This window comes from Streptomyces sp. NPDC091972 (assembly GCF_044756385.1).
Taxonomy (GTDB): Bacteria; Actinomycetota; Actinomycetes; order Streptomycetales; family Streptomycetaceae; genus Streptomyces.
Window position 1 is genome coordinate 494,921 of sequence record NZ_JBIVSV010000003.1, and the last position, 19,515, is coordinate 514,435.

Consider the following 19,515-nt stretch of genomic DNA (forward strand, 5'->3'; position numbering starts at 1 on the left):
GGACTCAGACGGTCCGGGCGTCCGCCGCGGCGGAGGCGGGCGCAGGCTCCGGCTCCGCGTCGGGCTCGACGTCGGACAGGTCCCGGTGCCTGGTCTCCTTGGCGACCCCCACGGCTATGACCGTCAGCACGGCGGCGCCGATGACGTAGAGGGCGATGGGGGTGGAGCTGCCGTAGTCGGAGAGCAGCGCGGTCGCGATGAGCGGGGCCGGGGCGCCTGCCGCCACGGAGGCGAACTGGGCGCCGATGGAGGCACCGGAGTACCGCATCCGGGTCGCGAACATCTCGGAGAAGAAGGCCGCCTGGGGCGCGTACATGGCGCCGTGCAGGACGAGTCCGACGGTCACCGCGAGGATCAGGTTGCCGAAGCCGCCGGTGTCCACGAGCGAGAAGAACGGGAACATCCACAGTCCGACGCCGACCGCGCCGAGCAGGTACACCGGGCGCCGGCCGACGCGGTCCGACAGGGCTCCCCAGGCGGGGATCACCGCGAAGTGCACGGCCGAGGCGATCAGCACCGAGTTGAGGGCGGTCTGCTTGGAGACACCCGCCGAGGTGGTGGCGTAGACGAGGATGAAGGCGGTGATGACGTAGTAGCTGATGTTCTCCGCCATGCGGGCGCCCATCGCGACCAGCACGTCGCGCCAGTGGTGGCGCAGCACGGAGACCAGCGGCAGCTTCTCGGCCGCACCGTCCCGGGCCGCCTTGCGGGCCTCGGCCTGCGCCAACGCCTGCTTGAACACGGGGGACTCGTCGACGGACAGCCGGATCCACAGACCGACGACCACCAGGACTCCGGAGAGCAGGAAGGGGATGCGCCAGCCCCAGCTCCCGAACGCCGCGTCCGACAGGACGGCCGTGAGCAGCGACAGCACACCGGTTGCGAGGAGCTGCCCGGCCGGTGCGCCGGTCTGCGGCCACGATGCCCAGAAGCCGCGCCGCCGCGCGTCCCCGTGCTCGGACACCAGCAGGACGGCTCCGCCCCACTCCCCGCCCAGCGCGAAGCCCTGGACCAGGCGCAGGACGGTCAGCAGCACGGGAGCGGCCGTGCCGACGGTCGCGTGCGTCGGCAGCAGACCGATCGCGAACGTCGCCCCGCCCATCAGCAGCAGGCTCAGGACCAGCAGTTTCTTCCGTCCGAGCCGGTCGCCGTAGTGCCCGAACACCAGGGCGCCGAGCGGACGGGCGGCGAATCCCACGGCGTACGTCAGGAAGGACAGCAGCGTGCCGACGAGCGGGTCCGAGTCGGGGAAGAACAGCTTGTTGAAGACCAGGGCGGCCGCGGAGCCGTAGAGGAAGAAGTCGTACCACTCGATGGTGGTGCCGATGAGGCTGGCGGCGACGATGCGCTTCAGGTTGTTCGGCGTCGGGGGAGCGGATGCTGCGGAGGCCATGTGCGCCACTTCCTCGTGTGCGGTGGGGACGGGTACGTGTTCGCACACCGTAGGAACGCGCACGTCAAGGGCACATGTGGCGGCACAACATAGTTCTGCGGTTGGCTATCCCTTCGGCCACCATGCCTGCCTGTGCTGGGCGTTGCGGGACAACTCGCCGGTCAGTCCCGCGAGTTGCCGAAGAGCAGGCGGTAGCCGATGAGCAGGACCAGCGAGCCGCCGATCGCTGCGCCCCACGTGTAGAGGTCGAAGAAGTGCTTCTCCACCGGACGGTCGAGGAAGCGGGCGGAGAGCCAGCCGCCGACGAACGCTCCCGCGACCCCGATGAGCGTGGTGCCGATCAGGCCGCCCGGATCTCGGCCGGGCAGCAGGATCTTGGCGATGGCCCCGGCGAGCAGACCCAGGATGATCCAGCCGATGATGCCCACGTGGTAGTCCTCCAGTCGGGCCGGGTCCGGCGGAGTCCGCCCGGCCCGACACTTCGGTTGCCTGATTGCGCAAGTCTATGGATCGGGGTCGATGGGCAACGAGTTCCAGCGGCAGTTGATGGCGAGTCGTCGATGTTCTTTCACACGCTTATTACATTGCGCAAACGACGAAGTGGAGTCGGGCTGTCGGCCCCACCCGGCCCCTTACACTGAGACAGCGCATGTGCGGTGACGGTGACCGGGGCGGGAGGGGATCGTGGCGACACTCGCCGGTGGCTTCGAGGACCCGTCCGACGAGGTGCTCGCCGAGGCGGCGGCCGCGTTCGGACTGCTCGCCTCCTCCGCCCGGCTGCACATCATGTGGGCGCTGTCCCAGGGCGAGAGCGACGTCACCCACCTCGCCGACCGGGTCGGCGGCGCGCTGCCCGCGGTCAGCCAGCACCTCGCGAAACTGAAACTCGCCGGCCTGGTCCGGTCCCGCCGCGAGGGCCGCCGGCAGGTCTACTTCGTCGACGACCCCGACATCGTGACCGTCGTCCGCGTCATGGTCGGCCAGCTGACCGCCCGTACCGTCCCGGCCGCCGCGCACGGCAACGCCTCACGCGGGTCATAGTCCGCCCCCCTGTATGCAGGGGACGAACGCCTCGCAGGGCGAGCCCTCGATCCCCACGCCTGCCGCCCTCACGCCGGTGCCGGCCACCGGCCCGAGCGCACAGTCCACTCCCGCGCCGACGTCGACAGCCGCAGCGAGCACGTTGTCGGCGCGCGTGTCGCAGCGGAGGGCCGACAGCCCGTCCTCGGTGTCCGGGCCGGGCCGGCCGGCCGTCTTCGCGCGCGGTGCGGCGCCGGGCGGCCAGGCCCGGTCGTACCTCGACAAGCCGCAGGCGGGGCGGGCCGTAAGCGCACCGGGCGAAGGCGGGACAGGCCGTGGGCGAGGGCGGAGGTCTCCAGGAGGTTGCCGCGTTCCTCCATGAGATCTCTCACCCGTGAAATGCGACGCGGTCCGTGCTGGCCGGGCCAGGGCTTTGTTAGATTGCGCAACTACGCAACCTAGACCGAGTTCCCCCTCGGCCTGCCCGTACACCGCCGCGCACGCCCGGCCGCCTCCCTCATGGCCCGGCCTGAGGGGCCCGACCGTTTCGTGGGAGTGGTAGATGAGCGACCGGTGGGACAGCCCGGGCGGTCAGGCCACGCGCAGCCGCTCCGGCCGGGCGCCGGGGCAGCGGGAGGGCGAGGCCGGTGGAGGGCAGCCCGGCGGCCGGGCCGCTGCCCGGGCGGCAGCCCGCTCGCAGGGCGGCAGGCGGTCGCGGCGCCGGGTCCGCCCGGTACGGCGCGGCAGGCGGGTCCTGAAGATCGTCGGGATATGCCTGGCGCTTCTCGTCCTGGGCACGGCCGGGGCCGGCTGGTGGTTCTACCAGCACCTCAACGGCAACATCAACAGCGTCGCGCTGGACGGCAAGGGCGGTTCGGAGAAGGCCGACGCCTTCGGCCGCACCCCGATCAACATCCTGGTCATGGGCTCCGACGGCCGGACCAGCAAGGCGGACTGCAAACTGGGCGGCGGCTGCTCCCGGACCGGCGTGCAGAGCGGAAACGGCAACGCCGACGTGCAGATGGTGGTCCACATCTCCGCGGACCGCTCCAACGCCACCGTCATGAGCATCCCCCGTGACACCATGGTCGACGTCCCGGCCTGCAAGGACAGCGAGAGCGGCCAGTCCACGCCCGGCTACTACGGCCAGATCAACAGCGCGCTGCGGTACGGCCCCGCCTGCCAGGTCGCCACCATCCACCAGCTCACCGGCATCCCCATCGACCACTTCGTCAAGCTCGACTTCTCCGGCGTGGTCAAGATGTCCGACGCGGTCGGCGGTGTCTCCGTGTGCGTCAACAACGACGTCTACGACACCTACTCGCACCTGAAGCTGTCCAGGGGCGACCACACCCTCAAGGGCGAGGCGGCCCTGGAGTTCGTCCGTTCCCGGCACGGCTTCGGGGACGGCAGCGACCTCGGGCGCACGGTCTCCCAGCACATCTTCCTCAGCGCGATGATCCGGAAGTTCAAGAGCGCGGGCACGCTCACCGACCCGACAGCGGTCTACGACCTCGCGAACGCCGCGACCAAGGCGCTCACCGTGGACGACGGTCTCGGCAGCGTGAAGAAGCTGATCGGGCTCGCGGCCGACGTGAACAAGGTCCCCACCAAGCGGATGACCTTCACCACCATGCAGACCGCCGCCGACCCGAACGACACCAACCGGGTGGTGGTGGGCGCGGGCGCCAAGGCCCTCTTCTCCAGCATCGCCGACGACCAGTCGCTGACCACCACGTCCGGCAAGAAGTCCGCGGCGGCCTCCGCGGCGGCCACGGCCCCGGCCGTCCCCGCCTCCCGCATCGCCGTGACCGTCGAGAACGGCACCGCGATCACCGGCCGTGCCTCCGACGTGGCGAACGCGCTCACCGGCCAGGGCTTCAGCTCCGGCACCACCACGGCCAACGCGCCGAGCCCGGCGGCGACCACGACGCTCACCTACGGCACCGGCCACAAGGACGAGGCCCGGACGGTCGCCAAGGCGCTCGGGCTGCCCACCTCGCACCTGGAGGCGGGCACCGGTACCGGCCTGACCCTGGTGATAGGCGCCGACTGGACGAGCGGCACCACGTTCCCGGGCGGCAAGGCGTCGCAGGCGCCCGCCGACACCAAGGCCGCGGTCTCCAACGCGCACGCCCAGACCGCCGACGAGGCCAAGACCTGCGCCAAGGTCAGCCCCTACAAGACCGTCTCGCTCAACGGGGTCGCGATGACACCGGCGCAGGCGTACGCGGAGGCGACCGACAAGAAGGACTCCGACAAGTGAGGCGGGGACCAGTGCCTTGGTTGTACAGTTGCGCAAGCTGGCAACAATGAGTGCGGAGAAGGGACGGGCGGCATGCTGCGCAACGGACTGGAGCCCTGGCACCTGCTGATCGTGGCGATCGTGATCATCGTGCTGTTCGGCTCGAAGAAGCTGCCCGAGGCCGCCCGCGGGATCGGCAGGTCGATGCGCATCCTCAAGAGCGAGGCCAAGGCCATGAAGGAGGACGGCACCGCGCGGAGCGCCGCCGCCCCGGCCGAGCCCGCCCAGCACATCGTCCGGTCCGCGGCCGGAGAACCGGCGGCCGCGCAGCGGACGGCCGAGGGCAGCCCGGCCCACTGAACTCCCGTACCCCGAGCCGGCTGCGGCCCCGGCGGCCCGGTGCCGACCTCGGCTGGGAGGCGGCGGCCGCGTCGCCGTAAGCTCCCGCCCATGAGTGAGTCAGACGAGGGTCCCGGCAGACGAGTCGTCGACGGGCGCTTCGAGTTGGAGGCCCGCCTCGGCGGCGGGGGGATGGGCACGGTCTGGCGGGCCAGGGACCTGGCGCTGCACCGCATGGTCGCCGTCAAGGAGGTGCGCCCGCCCGACCGGGACCTCGCCGAGTACGACCCCGACAGCGCGCGGACGCTGCGCGAGCGGGTGCTGCGCGAGGCGCGGGCCCTGGCCCGCATCGACCACCCGAACGTCGTCACCATCCACCACATCGTCGACGGCGGCGACGGCACCTACCCGTGGATCGTCATGGAGCTGGTCAGCGGCGGCTCCCTCGCCGACCGGCTCGCCCAGGGCCCGATGCCACCGGCCGAGGCGGCGCGGATCGGCCGGGGGGTACTGGCCGCGCTGGCCGCCGCGCACGACGCCGGCATCCAGCACCGGGACGTCAAGCCCGCCAACGTCCTGCTGCGGACCGACGGGCGCCCCGTCCTCACCGACTTCGGCATCGCCGCGATCCGCGAGACGACCAGCCTCACCGTCACCGGCTCCATCATCGGCACACCGGACTTCATGGCACCGGAACGGATCTCGGGCCACGAGGGCGGCGCCGCCTCGGACCTGTGGTCGCTCGCGATGATGCTGTATGCCGCCGTGGAGGGCCACCATCCGCTGCGCCGTGGCAGCACCCTCGCCACCCTCGCCGCCGTCCTCAACGACGACGTGCCGCCGCCGGTGCGGGCCGGAGCCCTGGGCGACGTCCTCATGAGCGCGCTCGTACGGGATCCGGCGGCGCGCCCGCCGGCCGCCGTGCTGGACCGGCGGCTGGCCGAGATCGAGTCGGGGCAGGGCGGCCCGTCGGCGGCCTGGCAGCGGCCCACCGCCCACCCGCAGGCACAGCCCCCTTCCTACCCCGGGGCCTACGCCCCGCCCACCACGCCCGTCGCCGGCGCCCCCGCCGGATTCGGGCCGCCGCCCGTGCTCGGCGGCCCGGGCCGGTCCGTGACCGCGCCCGTGCGGGCGGGCGGCGGGAACCGGTCCGGACGGGGTGTCGTGCTGGGCGTCACGGGAACCTCGCTCGCGGGCGCCCTGGCCCTGCTGTGGTGGCTGCTGCCCATCGGGGGCGACGCGGACGACTCGGGCGGTGCGGGCGGCGCGGCGGGCGCCGGTGCCTCGTCCTCCGTCACCTCGACCGCGGACTCGGCCGGCTCCCGGGTCACCGCCCCGGCAGGGAGGCAGTCGAAGGACGCGACGACCACGAGCCTGCTCACTCCTGACGGCATCCGCACCGCCATCCGGGCGCTGGAGAAGGAGACCGGCCGGGACAGGTTCGGCGACTTCACCGTGTACGACGACTTCGTGTCGGCCGAGGTGATGGTCGACGGCAGCGACAGCAAGTACGACAGCTACACGTACCGCGTGGGACGGGGCGTGGAGAAGGGCATCATCAAGGGCACCCTGTCCGGCGGCGACCGGCCCTTCCGCCTCGACGACTTCGACTGGGGCAAGGTGCCCGCGCTGCTCGCGGAGGCGCAGAAGAAGCTCAACGTCGACGATCCGGAGACCCGTTACGTGCTGGTCAGGCAGCCCAACGACACCTTCGACACGCCCCTGGGCATGGCCGTCTACCTGAGCAACGAGTACAGCCAGTCCGGCTATCTGGACGCGACGCCCAAGGGCAAGGTGACCCGGGTCATGCCCGCGGAGGACTGAGGGTTCGCGCCGTGCGACACGACGGCCCCGCTCAGAGGCGGATGACGACGAGAGCGGTGTCGTCGGCGTTGCCGGTCGCGGGCAGCAGCTCGGTCAGGAGGGCGTCGGCCAGATCCTCGGGAGCGGCGTGGCGGTGGCGACCGAGCGCGTCGGTGAGACGGGCCAGGCCGGTGTCGATGTCCTCGGTGCGGCGCTCGATCAGACCGTCGGTGTAGAGGACCAGCGTGGCGCCCTCGTCGAAGGACGAGGTGGCCTCCGGCCGGATGGTGTGCTCGGGACTCGCGCCGAGCGGCGGGTCGGTGGCCCGGTCCAGGAAGGACACCGTGCCGTCGGGATGCAGCAGCGCGGGCGGGAGGTGGCCCGCGCTGCTGTAGGTGAGCGTGTGGGCGTCCCAGTCGATGAAGGCCGTCGCCGCCGTGGTCGACTCGGCGCCGTCCACGGACCGGGCGTACAGCCCGAGGGCCTCCAGAGCCCGGGCCGGGCCGTCGGCGACACGGGCGGCGGCGCTCAGCGCGCTGCGGAGCTGGCCCATCACACAGGCGGCCGCCAGACCGTGGCCCACGACGTCACCGACGGCGACGGCGAGGCGGTCGCCGGGCAGGTCGACGAGGTCGTACCAGTCGCCGCACACGTTGAGCGCGCCGACGGCGGGCCGGTAGCGGACGGCCGCCTGATGGTGGTCCAGGGGTCTGTGGGCGGGCAGCAGGGCCTCCTGGAGTGCCAGGGCGACCTCGCGTTCGCGGGCGTGCGCCCTGCGCAGGCGTTCGTTCACCTCCTGGAGCTCCCGGGCCCGGGTGTACAGCTCGGCCTCCAGCACCCGCGCCCGGCTGTCGCCGCCCGGTCCGCCGCGGGCACGGATGAGCTCCGTGACCTCCTCCACCCGGTGCACGAGAAGGGTCACCTTCCCGTCGGTGCCGAGGACGGGCGCGTTGACCGGGCTCCAGAAGTGCTCCCGCCAGTGGCCGGGCCGCTGGGGGTCCTCGATGTCGTAGCGCAGGACCGCCATGGTGTCGCGCTCGCCGGTGGCCACCGCCCGCAGCATCGACTCCCGCGTCTCCCGCATCCCGGTGGCGGCCGAGTCGTGGGGGTTCTCGGGGAAGACGTCGAAGATGTAGCGGCCCAGGAGCTGCTCGCGGGGGCGACCGGTGAGACGTACGAAGTCGTCGTTGACGTCGACGTACACCAGCTCGGGCGTCAGCAGCGCCACCATGCCGGGCAGGGCACGGAAGACCGCCGCGTAGTCGATCTGCGGTTTCCTCATGTGCAGCCTGCCTCGACACGAGCCATCATGATGTGATTTTCCACGATAGAGGGGAACAGGCCGCCGCCTCGACCGCCACCGCCGTCGGGCGGCATCGAACGACCCGCGTCAGGCCGGGCGCTCTCCGGCGCGGACCAGGCCGGTCTCGTAGGCGATGACGACGAGTTGGGCGCGGTCACGGGCGCCGAGCTTGGCCATGGCGCGGTTGGCGTGGGTCTTGACGGTCACAGGCGTGACGAAAAGGCGTTCGGCGATCTCGTCGTTGGACAGGCCGGTGGCCACCAGGGTCATCACCTCGCGTTCCCTCGGAGTGAGCGCGGCCAGACGGGCGGGGTCGGCGAGGTCGCCCGCCGCGGGCTGGGCCATGACGCGGGCGATGAGGCTCTTGGTGGCCGCGGGGGACAGCAGCGCCTCGTCCGCCTCGACGAGGCGGATGGCGTCGAGCAGTTGGGCCGGTTCCACGCCCTTGCCGAGAAAGCCGCCGGCGCCCGCGCGGAGCGCCTCGATGACGAACTCGTCCACCTCGAAGGTCGTCAGGACGAGGACCTTCACCCCGGCCAGGTCCTCGTCGCGGGAGATGAGCCGGGTGGCCTCGATGCCGTCGACCTCCGGCATCCGGATGTCCATGACCACCACGTCGGCCCGCTCGGAACGGGCCAGGCGCACCGCCTCGAGGCCGTTGGCGGCCTCCGCGACCACCTCCATGTCCGGCTGGGCGTCGATGAGGAGGCGGAAGGTGCCGCGCAGCAGGGCCTGGTCGTCGGCGAGCAGTACACGAATCGTCATGGGCGGCGCTTTCCGGGGCTGGTCAGGCGGTCGCGGGGGTGAGGGACAACGGCAGTTCGGCGACGACCGTGAAGCCCCCGCCGGGGTCCCGGCCGGCGGTCAGGGAGCCGCCGATGGCGGTGGCGCGCTCGCGCATGCCGATGAGCCCGTGACCGGTACCGGCAGCCCGGGCCGCCTGGGGGCGGCCGTCGTCGGCGACGGTGACCCGCAGCGTCGAGTCACCGTAGTCCAGCAGCACGTCGGCGTGGGCCGCGCGGGCGTGCTTGTGGGTGTTGGTGAGGGATTCCTGGACGATGCGGTAGGCCGTCAGGTCGGTCGCCGGGGCCACCGGCCGGACGAGGCCGGTGCGGGTCACCGTCACGGACAGGCCGCCGGCCCGGAACCCGCCGACCAGGGCGTCGAGGTCGGCCAGCCCGGGCAGGGGCGAGCGGGAGTCGGGAGCGTCGTCCGGCTGGCGCAACAGGCCCACGGTGGCCCGCAGTTCGTCCAGCGCGGCACGGCTGGTCTCCTTGATGTGGGCCAGGGCCTCGTAGGCCCGGTCGGGGTCGGTGCGCATGAGGTGATGGGCCACCCCCGCCTGCGCGTTGACGAGGGTGATGTGGTGGGCCACCACATCGTGCAGCTCACGCGCGATACGGACCCGTTCCTCCGTGACGCGCCGCCGGGCCTCCGTCTCCCTGGTGCGCTCGGCGCGGTCCGCGCGTGCCTCGACCCGCGCGAGGTGCAGTCTGCGGCTGCGCACGGCGTCCCCCAGGGCGGTGGCGGCGATCATGAAGTCGAGCCGCAGCAGACTGGTCCCCACGAGGAGCGGCTCCTCGTGGGTGGCCGCGTAGACGCCGGTGACGGCGACGGCGGCGAGGGCGCCGACGGTCCAGGCGGTGCGCCGATCGCTGCGGGTGGCCAGGGTGTACACGGCGACGAGGCTCGCCGCCGGTGTCGACACTCGGTCGGGGACCACGGCCATGGCGGTCAGGTCGACCGCGAGGGTGAGCACGACGACGGCCAGGGGCCGGCGGCTCCGGAACACCAGCGGCACGCAGGACAACGCCGTCCAGGCCACCCCCGCCGCCCGCGGCGCGTGCCAGCCGGAGTCCCCGGCGGCCGCCGCGCCCACGGCGACGACCATCAGCGCCATCGCGGGCAGCGCGTCCCGGAACCGGTCATGACGGGCCACCCACCGCCTCATCGCTGTCACCTGCATTTCCTCACTGTAAGGAGCGCGGGCACGGGAAGGAGCGCGGGCCGGCGCGGCCGGGCCCGCCCCGGCCTCCGTGCCGGCCCGCGCGTGGGCCGCCGCCGCGACGTGACGGACGGACTCAGTCGGACAGTCCGGCCGGCTGCGGTTCCCGCACCGGGTGCCGCGCGGTCACCGGCTCGTCCGACGGCCCCTCCACGGACACGTTCGGGAGCGCCCTGTCCAGCCGCCGCGGCAGCCACCAGTTCGCCCGCCCGCACAGGTGCATGAGCGCGGGCACGACGACCATCCGGATCAGCAGCGCGTCGAGGGCGACGGCCACGGCGAGACTCACACCGAACTCGGAGATCACCCGCATCCCGCCGAACACGAAGGAGCCGAAGACACAGAACATGATGGCGGCGGCGACGACGATCACCCTGCCGGTCTCGGCCTGGCCGACCCGGACCGCCCGGTGGCTGTCCCCGGTGTGCGCCCACTCCTCGCGCATCCGGCTGACCAGGAAGACCTGGTAGTCCATGGACAGGCCGAACATGATGCCGACGACCAGGATCGGCACGAACGACTCGATCGGTCCGGCGGCACCGAGTCCGAGGAGCGAGGCCCCGAAGCCGTACTGGAAGACGACCACGATCGCGCCGAAGGCCACCCCGATGCTGAGCAGGTTCAGTACGGCGCCGACGGCGGGGATGAGCAGGCTGCGGAAGGCGACGGTCAGCAGCAGGAAGCCGAGCCCCGCGATCACCAGTACGAACACCGGGAGCTTCGACATCAGGACGGACGCGAAGTCGTCGTTGCTCGCGGTCGTACCGCCGACGAAGACCTTCAGCGAGGTGCCCTGCTCGGCCCGCGGGATCACGTCCTCGCGCAGGTGGCCGATCAGGTCGGAGGTGGCCGCCGACTGGGGTGAGGTCGTCGGGACGACGGAGATGACCCCGACCGTCCGGCCCTCCCGCATCGGGGCGGCGTCGGCACCGGCGACGCCGTCCACGCTCTTGAGCGCGGTGACGAGTTTCGCCGCGGCCGCCCTGTCTGCCGCGGTGGGGGCCTGTACGGCGAGGACGAGAGGGCCGTTGAAGCCGGGTCCGAAGCCGTCCGCGATCATGTCGTAGGCCTGGCGGTTGGTCGAGGTGGTGGGCAGGTTGCCGTCGTCGGAGGCGCCCAGGCGCAGCGAGAGCGTCGGGAAGGCGAGCGCCGCCAGCACCGCCAGGGCGAGCAGCCCGAGGGCCTTGGGCCGGTCCTGCACCCGCTGTGCCCAGCGGCTCCACGCAGCGGTCCCGCTCTCCGGGCCGCCGGCGCGGGCGGCGAGGGCGCGGCGCTCGCCACGGCTGAGCACCCGGTGTCCGATCATGCCGAGCAGCGCGGGCAGCAGGGTGATGGCGGCCAGGACGGTCAGCACGACGGTGACGGCCGCGCCGATGGCCATGCCGTTGATGATGCCGACGTTCAGGGTGAGCATGCCGAGCAGTGCGACGACGACGGTCAGTCCGGCGAACACCACCGCCCGGCCCGAGGTGTTGAGCGCCTTCGCCGTGGAGTCGGCGACGCCCAGCCCGGCCTTCAGGTTGGCGCGATGCCGGTTGACGATGAACAGGGCGTAGTCGATGCCCACCCCGAGACCGATCAGCGAGCCGAGGGTCAGGGTGGTGTCGGACAGGGTGATGAGGTGGCTGAGCAGCATCACCGCGACCGCGGAGGTGCCGACGCCGACGACGGCCGTGACGATCGGCAGGACCGCCACCCAGACCGCGCGGAAGACGAACAGCAGCACGACGAAGGCGAGGGCGATGCCCATGGCGTCGGCGACCGCGTTGGGCTCGGGGTTGACGGTGAACGCCTGCCCGTTCAGCGCGATGTGCAGACGGTCCGACTCCGGGGCGGTCGCGAGTTCCCTGACGTGATCGATCTGGGCGTCGCTCACGTCCTGGTCGAACGCGACCGTGGCGTAAGCGGTCCGGCCGTCCTCGCTGACCTGGGCCGCGCCGGCCGCGGTGTACGGGCTGGTCACGGAGGCGACACCGGGCGCCTCGGCGATGCCCCCCAGCGCCTGGCTCATCGTCCGCTCGGTGCCCGGCCCGGTGACCTGGCCGCCGTCGGCCTGCCAGACGATCCTGCCGCTCTTGCCCGCCGCGCTGTCGGACGCCTGCCGGAGCAGGGCCGTCGCCTTGGCCGAGTCGGTGTCCTGCGAGGTCGGGCTGTTGCCGAAGGCGCTGCCGGCCGCGCCGACCCCGGCTCCCAGAGCGAGCAACAGGCCCACCCAGACCAGGACGACGGCGAGCCGGTGCCGGTGGCACCAGCGGGCGAGAGGGGACATCGACGAGCCTTTCGAGGGGTGCACCACGTGATCGGGCCGGCGCTATCCCGGCCCACCCTCACGCTCGCAGCCGCGCGTTCTCCCGTCGTCGGCCGTCCGCAGACACTTGCCTCTACTGCGCCCGCAGTAGACGAGCGGACGGGGAGGCGCCGGGTACGGCCCGCACGAGCTGCTCCACCCGGGTGTGGACGTGCTCCACGTGGTGCTCGGCCTCCGGTTCCCGAGGCGAGGGGCGGATATTCGCTTGCATGTGCCCGGCACGCGGGTCAACCTCGCCTGACCGACGACGAAGGCAGAGCAGTTGACCCCGCAGACCCACCCGGTCGAGCAGACCCACCCCGTCGACCACGAACTCGTCCAGGCCGCGGCGGATGTCGCCCGTACGCGGTGCCGGGGCGACAACCACACCATGGCGGCCGCGGCCCGTGCCCGGGACGGCCGCATCGTCACCGCCGTGAACGCCTACCACTTCACGGGAGGCCCGTGCGCCGAACTGGTCCTCATCGATGCGGCGGCCACCGTGGGCGCCTACGAGCTGGACACGATCGTCGCCGTCGGCGACCGCGACCGCGGGGTCGTTCCGCCGTGCGGTCGCTGCCGGCAGGTCCTGCTGGACTACTTCCCCGACCTCCGGGTCATCGTCGGCACGGGCGCCCGCACCCGGACGGTGCGCATCACCGACCTGCTGCCCGAGAGCTACGTCTGGGCCGATCACCAGCTCGACACCGACTGACAGGGGGCGACCGTGCGGTGAGCGTGGCATGGTCGTGCGTCGCGTGGACAGCAGCGTGGACAGCAGGTGCGCCACCCGCCCCAAGCCGGTGGCCGGCCCGAAACAAGGAGCGACAACCATGCGGTACCGCACACTCGGCAGCTCGGACCTGAACGTCTCGGAGATCTCGCTCGGATCCTGGCTCACCTACTCCGGCGGTGTCGAGGCGGACGCCACCCGCGCCTGCACCGAGGCCGCGTTCGACGTCGGCATCAACTTCTTCGACACCGCCAACGCCTACGGCCGGGGCGCCGCCGAGACCGCCTGGGGCGAGATCCTGTCCGCCCACCCGCGGGACTCGTACGTCCTGGCCACCAAGGTCTACTTCCCGATGTCGGACGACCCGGCCGACCGGGGCCTGTCCCCGGCCCATATCGCCCAGCAGATCGACGCCTCCCTCACCCGGCTGAGGACCGATCACGTCGACCTCTACCAGGCGCACCGCTTCGACACCACGGTGCCGGTCGAGGACACCGTCGAGGCGTTCCAGAAGGTCGTCCAGCAGGGCAAGGCCCGTTACATCGGCTTCAGCGAGTGGACCCCGGAGCAGATCAAGGCGGCAATCGACCTCGCCGGCCCCGACTTGTTCGTCTCCTCCCAGCCGCAGTACTCCATGCTGTGGCAGGCCCCGGAGGCCGAGGTGTTCGGACTGTGCGCGGCCAACGGCATCTCCCAGATCGTGTGGTCGCCGCTGGCGCAGGGCGTGCTCACCGGCAAGTACAAGCCCGGGCAGCCCGTGCCGGAGGGAAGCCGGTTCGCGTCCGCCGACATGGCGGTCTCCCAGGACCTGGTCTACAGCGACGCCATCCTGGAAGCGGTCCAGCGTCTCGTCCCGATCGCCGAGGAGGCCGGGATGAGCATGCCCACCCTCGCGCTCGCCTGGGTGCTGCGCCGCGGCGAGGTCGCCTCCGCGATCACCGGCGCCTCACGACCGGAACAGGTCCGCGCCAACGCCGCCGCGTCCGGTGTCGAGCTGTCGGACGACCTGCTCGCGGCCGTCGACCGGGCCCTCGGCGACGTCCCCGTCACCGAACCCACCCTCGCCCCCGGCGCCCAGGCAGGCGTCAAACACCGCTGACCCCGCACGGCCGGGCCACTCCTCGCACCCGGCGGTGGCCGCCGCTCGCTCTACCGAGGGCAGCACACCGCCGGACTGCTCCGAGCCACGCACCTCACCGACACCGACACCGCCACCGCGTGGTCAGAGCCGAGGATTCCCTGGCCGGGTGCGCCTCGTACGAAGCCGGGGGTGACGGTGGCGTCCTCAGCCACCTCCACCTCGCCCGCACAGGCCGCCCGGTCCAGGCGGCACCCGGAACGCGACCGCCGGCCCGACCCGCACACGGCCCCGGCTCGGGCCGGCGCGCCCGCGGTCGGCGGAAGGGTGATCGACGTCCGGCCGAAGCGACGCCTCCCTCGCCCGATTGACGCGGCCGCACCCCCTGCCTACCGTCGCCCCAACACGTCTGAACAGGCAGGTGGACGATGACGCACTCCTCTGGGGCCCCCGACGGGTCCCTCGACGACGGACCCACCGCCACCAGATCCACCGCCCGGCAGCTCCAGGTGGAGACACACGGACTGGACGTGATCGGTGACGCCGAGCGCAAGGGCACCCCCAGCACCCTGTTCTGGCCGTGGTTCGGCGCCAACGTGTCCATCCTCGGCCTGAGTTACGGCTCCTTCGCGCTCGGCTTCGGGATCTCCTTCTGGCAGGCCCTGGTCGCCGGAGTGATCGGGATCGTCTTCTCGTTCCTGCTCTGCGGGTTCGTCGCGGTCGCCGGAAAGCGGGGCTCCGCGCCGACCATGGTGCTCAGCCGCGCCGCCTACGGGGTGCGCGGCAACCGCCTGCCCTCGGTCGTGTCCTGGATGCTCACCGTCGGCTGGGAGACCGTGCTGTGCGCCCTCGCCACCCTGGCCACCGCGACCGTCTTCGGACGGCTCGGCTGGGGCGGCGGGACGGAGACCCAGGTGATCGCGCTGGTCGTGGTCGCTGGGCTCACCGTCGTCGGCGGCGTCATGGGCTTCGACCTGATCATGCGGTTGCAGACCGTGATCACCGTGGTGACGGGCGTCCTGACCGTCGTGTACGTCGGGCTGGTCGCCGACCACATCCACTGGAGCACCGTCAGCGCCCTCCCGGCCGGCTCCGCCCAGGAGTTCATCGGCGCCCTCGTCTTCATGATGACCGGCTTCGGCCTCGGCTGGGTCAACGCCGCCGCCGACTACTCCCGCTATCTGCCCCGCAGTTCGTCGAGCCGGGGCGTGGTCGGCTGGACCACCTTCGGCGCGTCGGTGGCCCCCCTGCTCCTGCTGGTCTTCGGACTGCTGCTGGCCGGCTCGTCCAGCAAGCTCGACGACGCCGTCGCCGCCGACCCGATCGGCGCGCTCACCACGATCCTGCCCACCTGGTTCCTGGTGCCCTTCGCCGTCGTCGCCGTCCTCGGCCTGGTCGGCGGCGCGGTCCTGGACATCTACTCCTCGGGTCTCGCCCTGCTGTCGGCGGGCATCCGGATCCCGCGCCCCCTGGCGGCGCTCGTCGACGGCGTCCTGATGATCGCGGGCTCCGTCTACATCGTGTTCTTCGCCGACGACTTCCTCGGCCAGTTCATGGGTTTCCTCACCACTCTCGGCGTCCCCATCGCCGCCTGGTGCGGCATCATGCTCGCCGACCTGCTCCTGCGACGCCGCGACTACGACGAGACCGACCTCTACCGCCCCGGCGGCCGCTACGGAGACGTACCGCCCGTCCCGCTGATCCTCACGGTCCTCGCCACCGCCCTCGGCTGGGGCCTGGTCACCAACTCGGCCGCGAGCTGGCTGGACTGGCAGGGCTACCTCCTCGACCCGTTCGGCCTCGGCGGCACGTCCGGCGCCTGGGCGTACGCCAACCTGGGCGTGCTGGCCGCACTCGCGCTCGGCTTCCTCGGCACCCTGGTCCTCGGCCGCGGCCGGGTGCGGGCACAGGAGGGCGCCGTATGACGCCGGGGTGGCTCGCCGTCATCGACATGCAGCGCGTCTTCGCCGAGCCCGACAGCCCCTGGGCCGCCCCGCGTTACGCCGAGGCGGCGGCAGGCGTACGACGACTGCTGCCGGCCTTCGCCGAACGGGTCACATTCACCCGCTTCCTCGCCCCCGCCGAGCCCACCGGAGCCTGGCGTGCCTACTACGCGCAGTGGCCCTTCGCCCTCCAGCCGCCGACCGCGCCGCTGTGGCACCTCACCGACGGCTTCGCCGACCGGGCACCGCACATCATGGACGCGACCACCTTCGGCAAGTGGACCCCCGAACTCGCCGCCCGGGTCGGCCCCGAGGGCCGTCTGGTCCTGGCCGGTGTGAGCATCGACTGCTGCGTCCTGTCCACAGCCCTCGCCGCCGCCGACGCGGGCGTCGAGACCCTGGTGGTGTCCGACGCCTGCGCCGGGGCCGACGACGACTCGCACACCAGGGCGCTGGCCGCCATGGAGCTGTACGGGCCGCTGATCCGGATCGTCACCGTGGACCAACTGATCGGCACCTGACGGCACTTGGCGATATCCGGTCGGTACCGGGCGGTGCTCGGCCGTGTTGCATTGCCGGTAGCGCAGCACGGCAGGACAGCCCCCCACGTCAGGAGGCAGCGTGGCGGCCGTGCCCGAACCCGGCCCACCAAGCGGAAGTTCATCGAACGGGCCGTGGCCTGAGGCCCGCGCTGCTCGCGCGCCAGGCGGAGACCGAGCGGCTCACGCACTACCCCGAGGCCACCCGCGACGACTTCATGGACGCCGGCTTCCACCGGATCCTCCAGCCGCGCCGTTACGGCGGCCACGAGTTCGGCCTGCCCGTCTTCTACCGCGTCGTCGTCGAGATCGCCCGCGGCTGCCCCTCCACCGGCTGGGCCCTGTCCCTGACCGCGGCCCATGTCCTCCAGGTCTGCACGGTCCTCGGAGAGCAGGCCCAGGACGAACTCCTCGCCCCGGAAGGCGACTTCATAGCCACCTCCACGGTCGCCCCCGTAGGCGTGGCACGGGCAGACGTCCCAGGCCACGTCGTCCACTTCACGCACGAGACGAGCCTGCTGGACCTGCCGGTGGAGGGCGGCAGCGTCGGTTCCCAGCCGCACGGCAACCCGATGTACGCGGGCCGGGCGCCCAGCTTCTTCCAGGGCGAGCCGGCCGCCGTCATGATCGGCACCGTGTACGCCGCCGACGAGGACGCCCGGATCGTCGCCGGCAGGTCCCTGCTCCTGGAACCCGATCGCACCCACGCCGACCTGCACGACTACCAGCGCCACCTCGGCGAGGCGCTCGGCGTGGTCCGGACGGCCGAGGCCTGTCTGAGGCAGACCGCCGAGGACTGCATGGACGCCTGCCGCCGCGACGTGAGCGGTGAGGCTCCGTTCACCACGGCCGAGGACAACCGGCTCGCCCTGACCTTTCTCAACGCCGGGCGCATGGCCTGGGACGTCCTCCAGGGCATCGTGTTCCGCACGGCCGGCTCCCGCCACGCGCGCGACGGCGGCAGCGCTGCATCTGTCCTCTCGTGCGCCGGGTCGGGTGCGACGCCCTCGGCCTGCGCTCGGAACACATCGCGCTGATTCCCTGAGGTCCTCAACGCATGGCCCCGGCACCCTCGGGTACGCGAGCAGAACCGTGCCCCGGGCGATCATGTCCGCGGACGCGACGCACGACCGCCGCTACCAGGGGATCTGCCATGGACACACCCGCAAACGACCACAACGCCACTCCGGCTCAGCGGGCGCTGGACGCGCTGACGCAGAACACCGAGGACGCGACGGCGCTGAACACGCTCGCGACCAGTGACGTGCTCATTCCGGTGCCCGACGACGCCGCGGACGAGGACACGACCGTGGCGCTGCCCGTGCTGGAGCAGCAGGACGGCGCTCCCGTGGTGCCGGTGTTCACCTCCGAGACGGAGATGGCCGAGCTGCTGCCGTTCGTCTCCCGTTATCGCCTGGTGCCGCTGGGCGCGCTCGCCGCGCAGTGGCCGGACGGCGACCTCTCGCTCTCCATCGACGCCAGCTCCACGCACCCGCTGACGCTCACGTCCGAGGGCGTGCGCACGCTGCTTGCGCGGCCGCAGGGCTGAACCGGACGCCGGGCTCACACGGTGGGGCCCGGCCACCACGTGCGACGGAGGGGGGAGCGGCCGGGCCCGCGAAGGGGTGCGACCTGCTCCCGCTGCCGCACCACGGGTTCTCGCAGGCGTGAACGAGGATGAGCGGCGCCGACCCTGCTCATCCCCGGCGCGCCGTACGATCGCCGTGACCCGACGATAGGACCGATCCGGCGGGCCGTCGCTCCGGAATGCGTGGCGCGTGTCCGCAAAACGCGGCGGATCGGCGGTCGCGACGGCTCACACGGCGCGCAGTGTCTGCGACGGGGACTCCCCGAAGCGCTGCCGGTACCGCCGCGCGAACCGGCCCAGGTGGACGAACCCCCACGCGTGCGCCACGTCCGTCACGGTCGTCGTCCCGGGTGTCGCCGCCCGCAGCTGCCGGTGGACGCGCTGGAGCCGCACCTCCTGGACGTACGCCATGGGCGACATGCCGACGTACTTGCGGAAAGCTTCCTGCAGGGTGCGCAGACTGACCTGTCCGATGGCCGCGAGCCGGTTCGCGTCGTACGGCTCGGCGGGCAGCTCCTGCACGGCGTCCATGACCCGCTTCACCGACGCCGGGCGCATGGGCGGGGGAGGGGCGTCCAGCGCGGCGCGGAACGTGTGGTCGGTGGCGAGCAGCATCCCCTCCAGGAGGGTCTGTTCGAGACGACCGCGGATCATCGGATGGCTCAGCAGCCCGAGCGGCACGTCCCGCTCCCGCAGGTTCCACAGCGCGAGGCGCATCCAGCTCAGCCCCGGTCCCCGCGAGACGTCCATGTACGGCTCGAAGCGCGGCGGGCGCCGCACCGACCGACCCAGCAGCACTTCCAGTTGCCGGAGCACCGCCGCCTTGTCGATCTTCACGGTGAGTGCCTGGCAGTCGGCGGACCAGGTGTCGATGTGGATGTCCTGGGCCGGATCGAAGACCACCGCCCGCCGCTCGGTCGCGAACTCCACGCCCCCGTGCCCCTCCTGGACGCTGAAGCGGCCGCCGAAGGGCACGGCGACGTGGTACACGCCCGGCTCGCCGAAGCTCATCCGCATCTCGGTGCCGAAGCGGACGTCGCCCACGACGAGCGCGCCCAGGTCGACGACGCTGAGAGTGGTCGCGAACTCCGCGCGCCGACCGGTGACTTCGAGACGCAGGTCGTAGTAGTGGGCCGCGATCGCGTCGTGCGCCTCCTCCAGCGAAGTCGTCGCGTAGCTGTTGAACTCGGCGACCCGCTCCTCTTCCCCGGCCAAGGCGCGTCAGCCCCCTCCCCGCTC

Annotated in this window: 17 protein-coding genes; 10 read left to right on the plus strand and 7 right to left on the minus strand. The window is 72.3% G+C overall.

Features of this window, described 5'->3' with window-relative positions:
- Positions 1-4: 4 nt before the first annotated feature.
- Together ACIQJT_RS11325 and ACIQJT_RS11330 are read right to left on the minus strand one after the other, a co-directional pair.
- Positions 5-1,393: an MFS transporter gene (locus ACIQJT_RS11325; RefSeq protein ID WP_365449109.1), complete on the minus strand. Its 1,389-nt coding sequence runs from the start codon at positions 1,391-1,393 to the stop codon at positions 5-7.
- A gap of 161 nt (positions 1,394-1,554) precedes the next feature.
- Positions 1,555-1,821, minus strand: coding sequence for a GlsB/YeaQ/YmgE family stress response membrane protein (locus ACIQJT_RS11330; RefSeq protein ID WP_053847320.1), 267 nt, complete (start codon positions 1,819-1,821; stop codon positions 1,555-1,557).
- A 256-nt stretch (positions 1,822-2,077) separates the two neighbouring features.
- Here ACIQJT_RS11330 and ACIQJT_RS11335 point away from each other — a divergent pair, with 256 nt between their 5' ends.
- The 4 genes from ACIQJT_RS11335 (at position 2,078) to ACIQJT_RS11350 (ending at position 6,821) form a co-directional block, all read left to right on the plus strand.
- The gene (locus tag ACIQJT_RS11335) at positions 2,078-2,434 is read left to right on the plus strand and encodes a metalloregulator ArsR/SmtB family transcription factor (protein WP_365449112.1); all 357 of its coding nucleotides are present in this window, start codon (positions 2,078-2,080) and stop codon (positions 2,432-2,434) included.
- A 541-nt stretch (positions 2,435-2,975) separates the two neighbouring features.
- The gene (locus ACIQJT_RS11340) at positions 2,976-4,679 is read left to right on the plus strand and encodes an LCP family protein (protein ID WP_402642174.1); all 1,704 of its coding nucleotides are present in this window, start codon (positions 2,976-2,978) and stop codon (positions 4,677-4,679) included.
- 72 nt (positions 4,680-4,751) lie between these two features.
- Positions 4,752-5,018: a Sec-independent protein translocase subunit TatA gene (gene tatA, locus ACIQJT_RS11345; RefSeq protein ID WP_402642176.1), complete on the plus strand. Its 267-nt coding sequence runs from the start codon at positions 4,752-4,754 to the stop codon at positions 5,016-5,018.
- 90 nt (positions 5,019-5,108) lie between these two features.
- Positions 5,109-6,821 carry a serine/threonine-protein kinase gene (locus tag ACIQJT_RS11350; RefSeq protein ID WP_402642179.1) on the plus strand — a complete coding sequence of 571 codons (1,713 nt, stop codon included), beginning with the start codon at positions 5,109-5,111 and terminating at the stop codon, positions 6,819-6,821.
- A 31-nt stretch (positions 6,822-6,852) separates the two neighbouring features.
- On the opposite strand, the gene ACIQJT_RS11355 is transcribed toward ACIQJT_RS11350, so the two are convergent.
- The 4 genes from ACIQJT_RS11355 to ACIQJT_RS11370 all read right to left on the minus strand — a co-directional run bounded on the left by ACIQJT_RS11355 (position 6,853) and on the right by ACIQJT_RS11370 (position 12,377).
- On the minus strand, positions 6,853-8,082 hold the full coding sequence (locus tag ACIQJT_RS11355) for a SpoIIE family protein phosphatase (protein WP_365449122.1): 1,230 nt from the start codon (positions 8,080-8,082) through the stop codon (positions 6,853-6,855).
- Positions 8,083-8,190: 108 nt separating this feature from the next.
- Positions 8,191-8,868, minus strand: coding sequence for a response regulator (locus ACIQJT_RS11360; RefSeq protein ID WP_402642181.1), 678 nt, complete (start codon positions 8,866-8,868; stop codon positions 8,191-8,193).
- 22 nt (positions 8,869-8,890) lie between these two features.
- A complete protein-coding gene (locus tag ACIQJT_RS11365) occupies positions 8,891-10,069 on the minus strand; it encodes a sensor histidine kinase (protein ID WP_402642183.1) in 1,179 nt (392 codons plus the stop codon).
- A 115-nt stretch (positions 10,070-10,184) separates the two neighbouring features.
- Complete coding sequence (locus ACIQJT_RS11370; RefSeq protein ID WP_402642186.1) at positions 10,185-12,377, minus strand: MMPL family transporter; 2,193 nt, start codon at positions 12,375-12,377, stop codon at positions 10,185-10,187.
- Positions 12,378-12,678: 301 nt separating this feature from the next.
- Here ACIQJT_RS11370 and ACIQJT_RS11375 point away from each other — a divergent pair, with 301 nt between their 5' ends.
- The 6 genes from ACIQJT_RS11375 to ACIQJT_RS11400 all read left to right on the plus strand — a co-directional run bounded on the left by ACIQJT_RS11375 (position 12,679) and on the right by ACIQJT_RS11400 (position 18,237).
- Complete coding sequence (locus ACIQJT_RS11375; RefSeq protein ID WP_402642189.1) at positions 12,679-13,110, plus strand: cytidine deaminase family protein; 432 nt, start codon at positions 12,679-12,681, stop codon at positions 13,108-13,110.
- A 118-nt stretch (positions 13,111-13,228) separates the two neighbouring features.
- Complete coding sequence (locus ACIQJT_RS11380; RefSeq protein WP_402642192.1) at positions 13,229-14,227, plus strand: aldo/keto reductase family protein; 999 nt, start codon at positions 13,229-13,231, stop codon at positions 14,225-14,227.
- A 407-nt stretch (positions 14,228-14,634) separates the two neighbouring features.
- Entirely contained in the window at positions 14,635-16,131 is a 1,497-nt protein-coding gene (locus ACIQJT_RS11385; RefSeq protein ID WP_402642195.1) for a purine-cytosine permease family protein, read from the plus strand.
- The gene (locus ACIQJT_RS11390; RefSeq protein ID WP_402642197.1) at positions 16,128-16,670 is read left to right on the plus strand and encodes a cysteine hydrolase family protein; all 543 of its coding nucleotides are present in this window, start codon (positions 16,128-16,130) and stop codon (positions 16,668-16,670) included. The genes ACIQJT_RS11385 and ACIQJT_RS11390 overlap by 4 nt, the downstream gene beginning before the upstream one ends.
- 236 nt (positions 16,671-16,906) lie before the next feature.
- Positions 16,907-17,725 (plus strand): hypothetical protein, encoded by an 819-nt coding sequence (locus ACIQJT_RS11395; RefSeq protein ID WP_402642199.1) that lies wholly within the window; start codon positions 16,907-16,909, stop codon positions 17,723-17,725.
- 116 nt (positions 17,726-17,841) lie between these two features.
- A complete protein-coding gene (locus tag ACIQJT_RS11400) occupies positions 17,842-18,237 on the plus strand; it encodes an SseB family protein (protein WP_402642201.1) in 396 nt (131 codons plus the stop codon).
- Between the two features lie 267 nt (positions 18,238-18,504).
- Here the strand turns inward: ACIQJT_RS11400 and ACIQJT_RS11405 are convergent, their stop codons facing one another.
- Complete coding sequence (locus tag ACIQJT_RS11405) at positions 18,505-19,491, minus strand: AraC family transcriptional regulator (RefSeq protein WP_402642203.1); 987 nt, start codon at positions 19,489-19,491, stop codon at positions 18,505-18,507.
- Positions 19,492-19,515 lie beyond the last annotated feature (24 nt).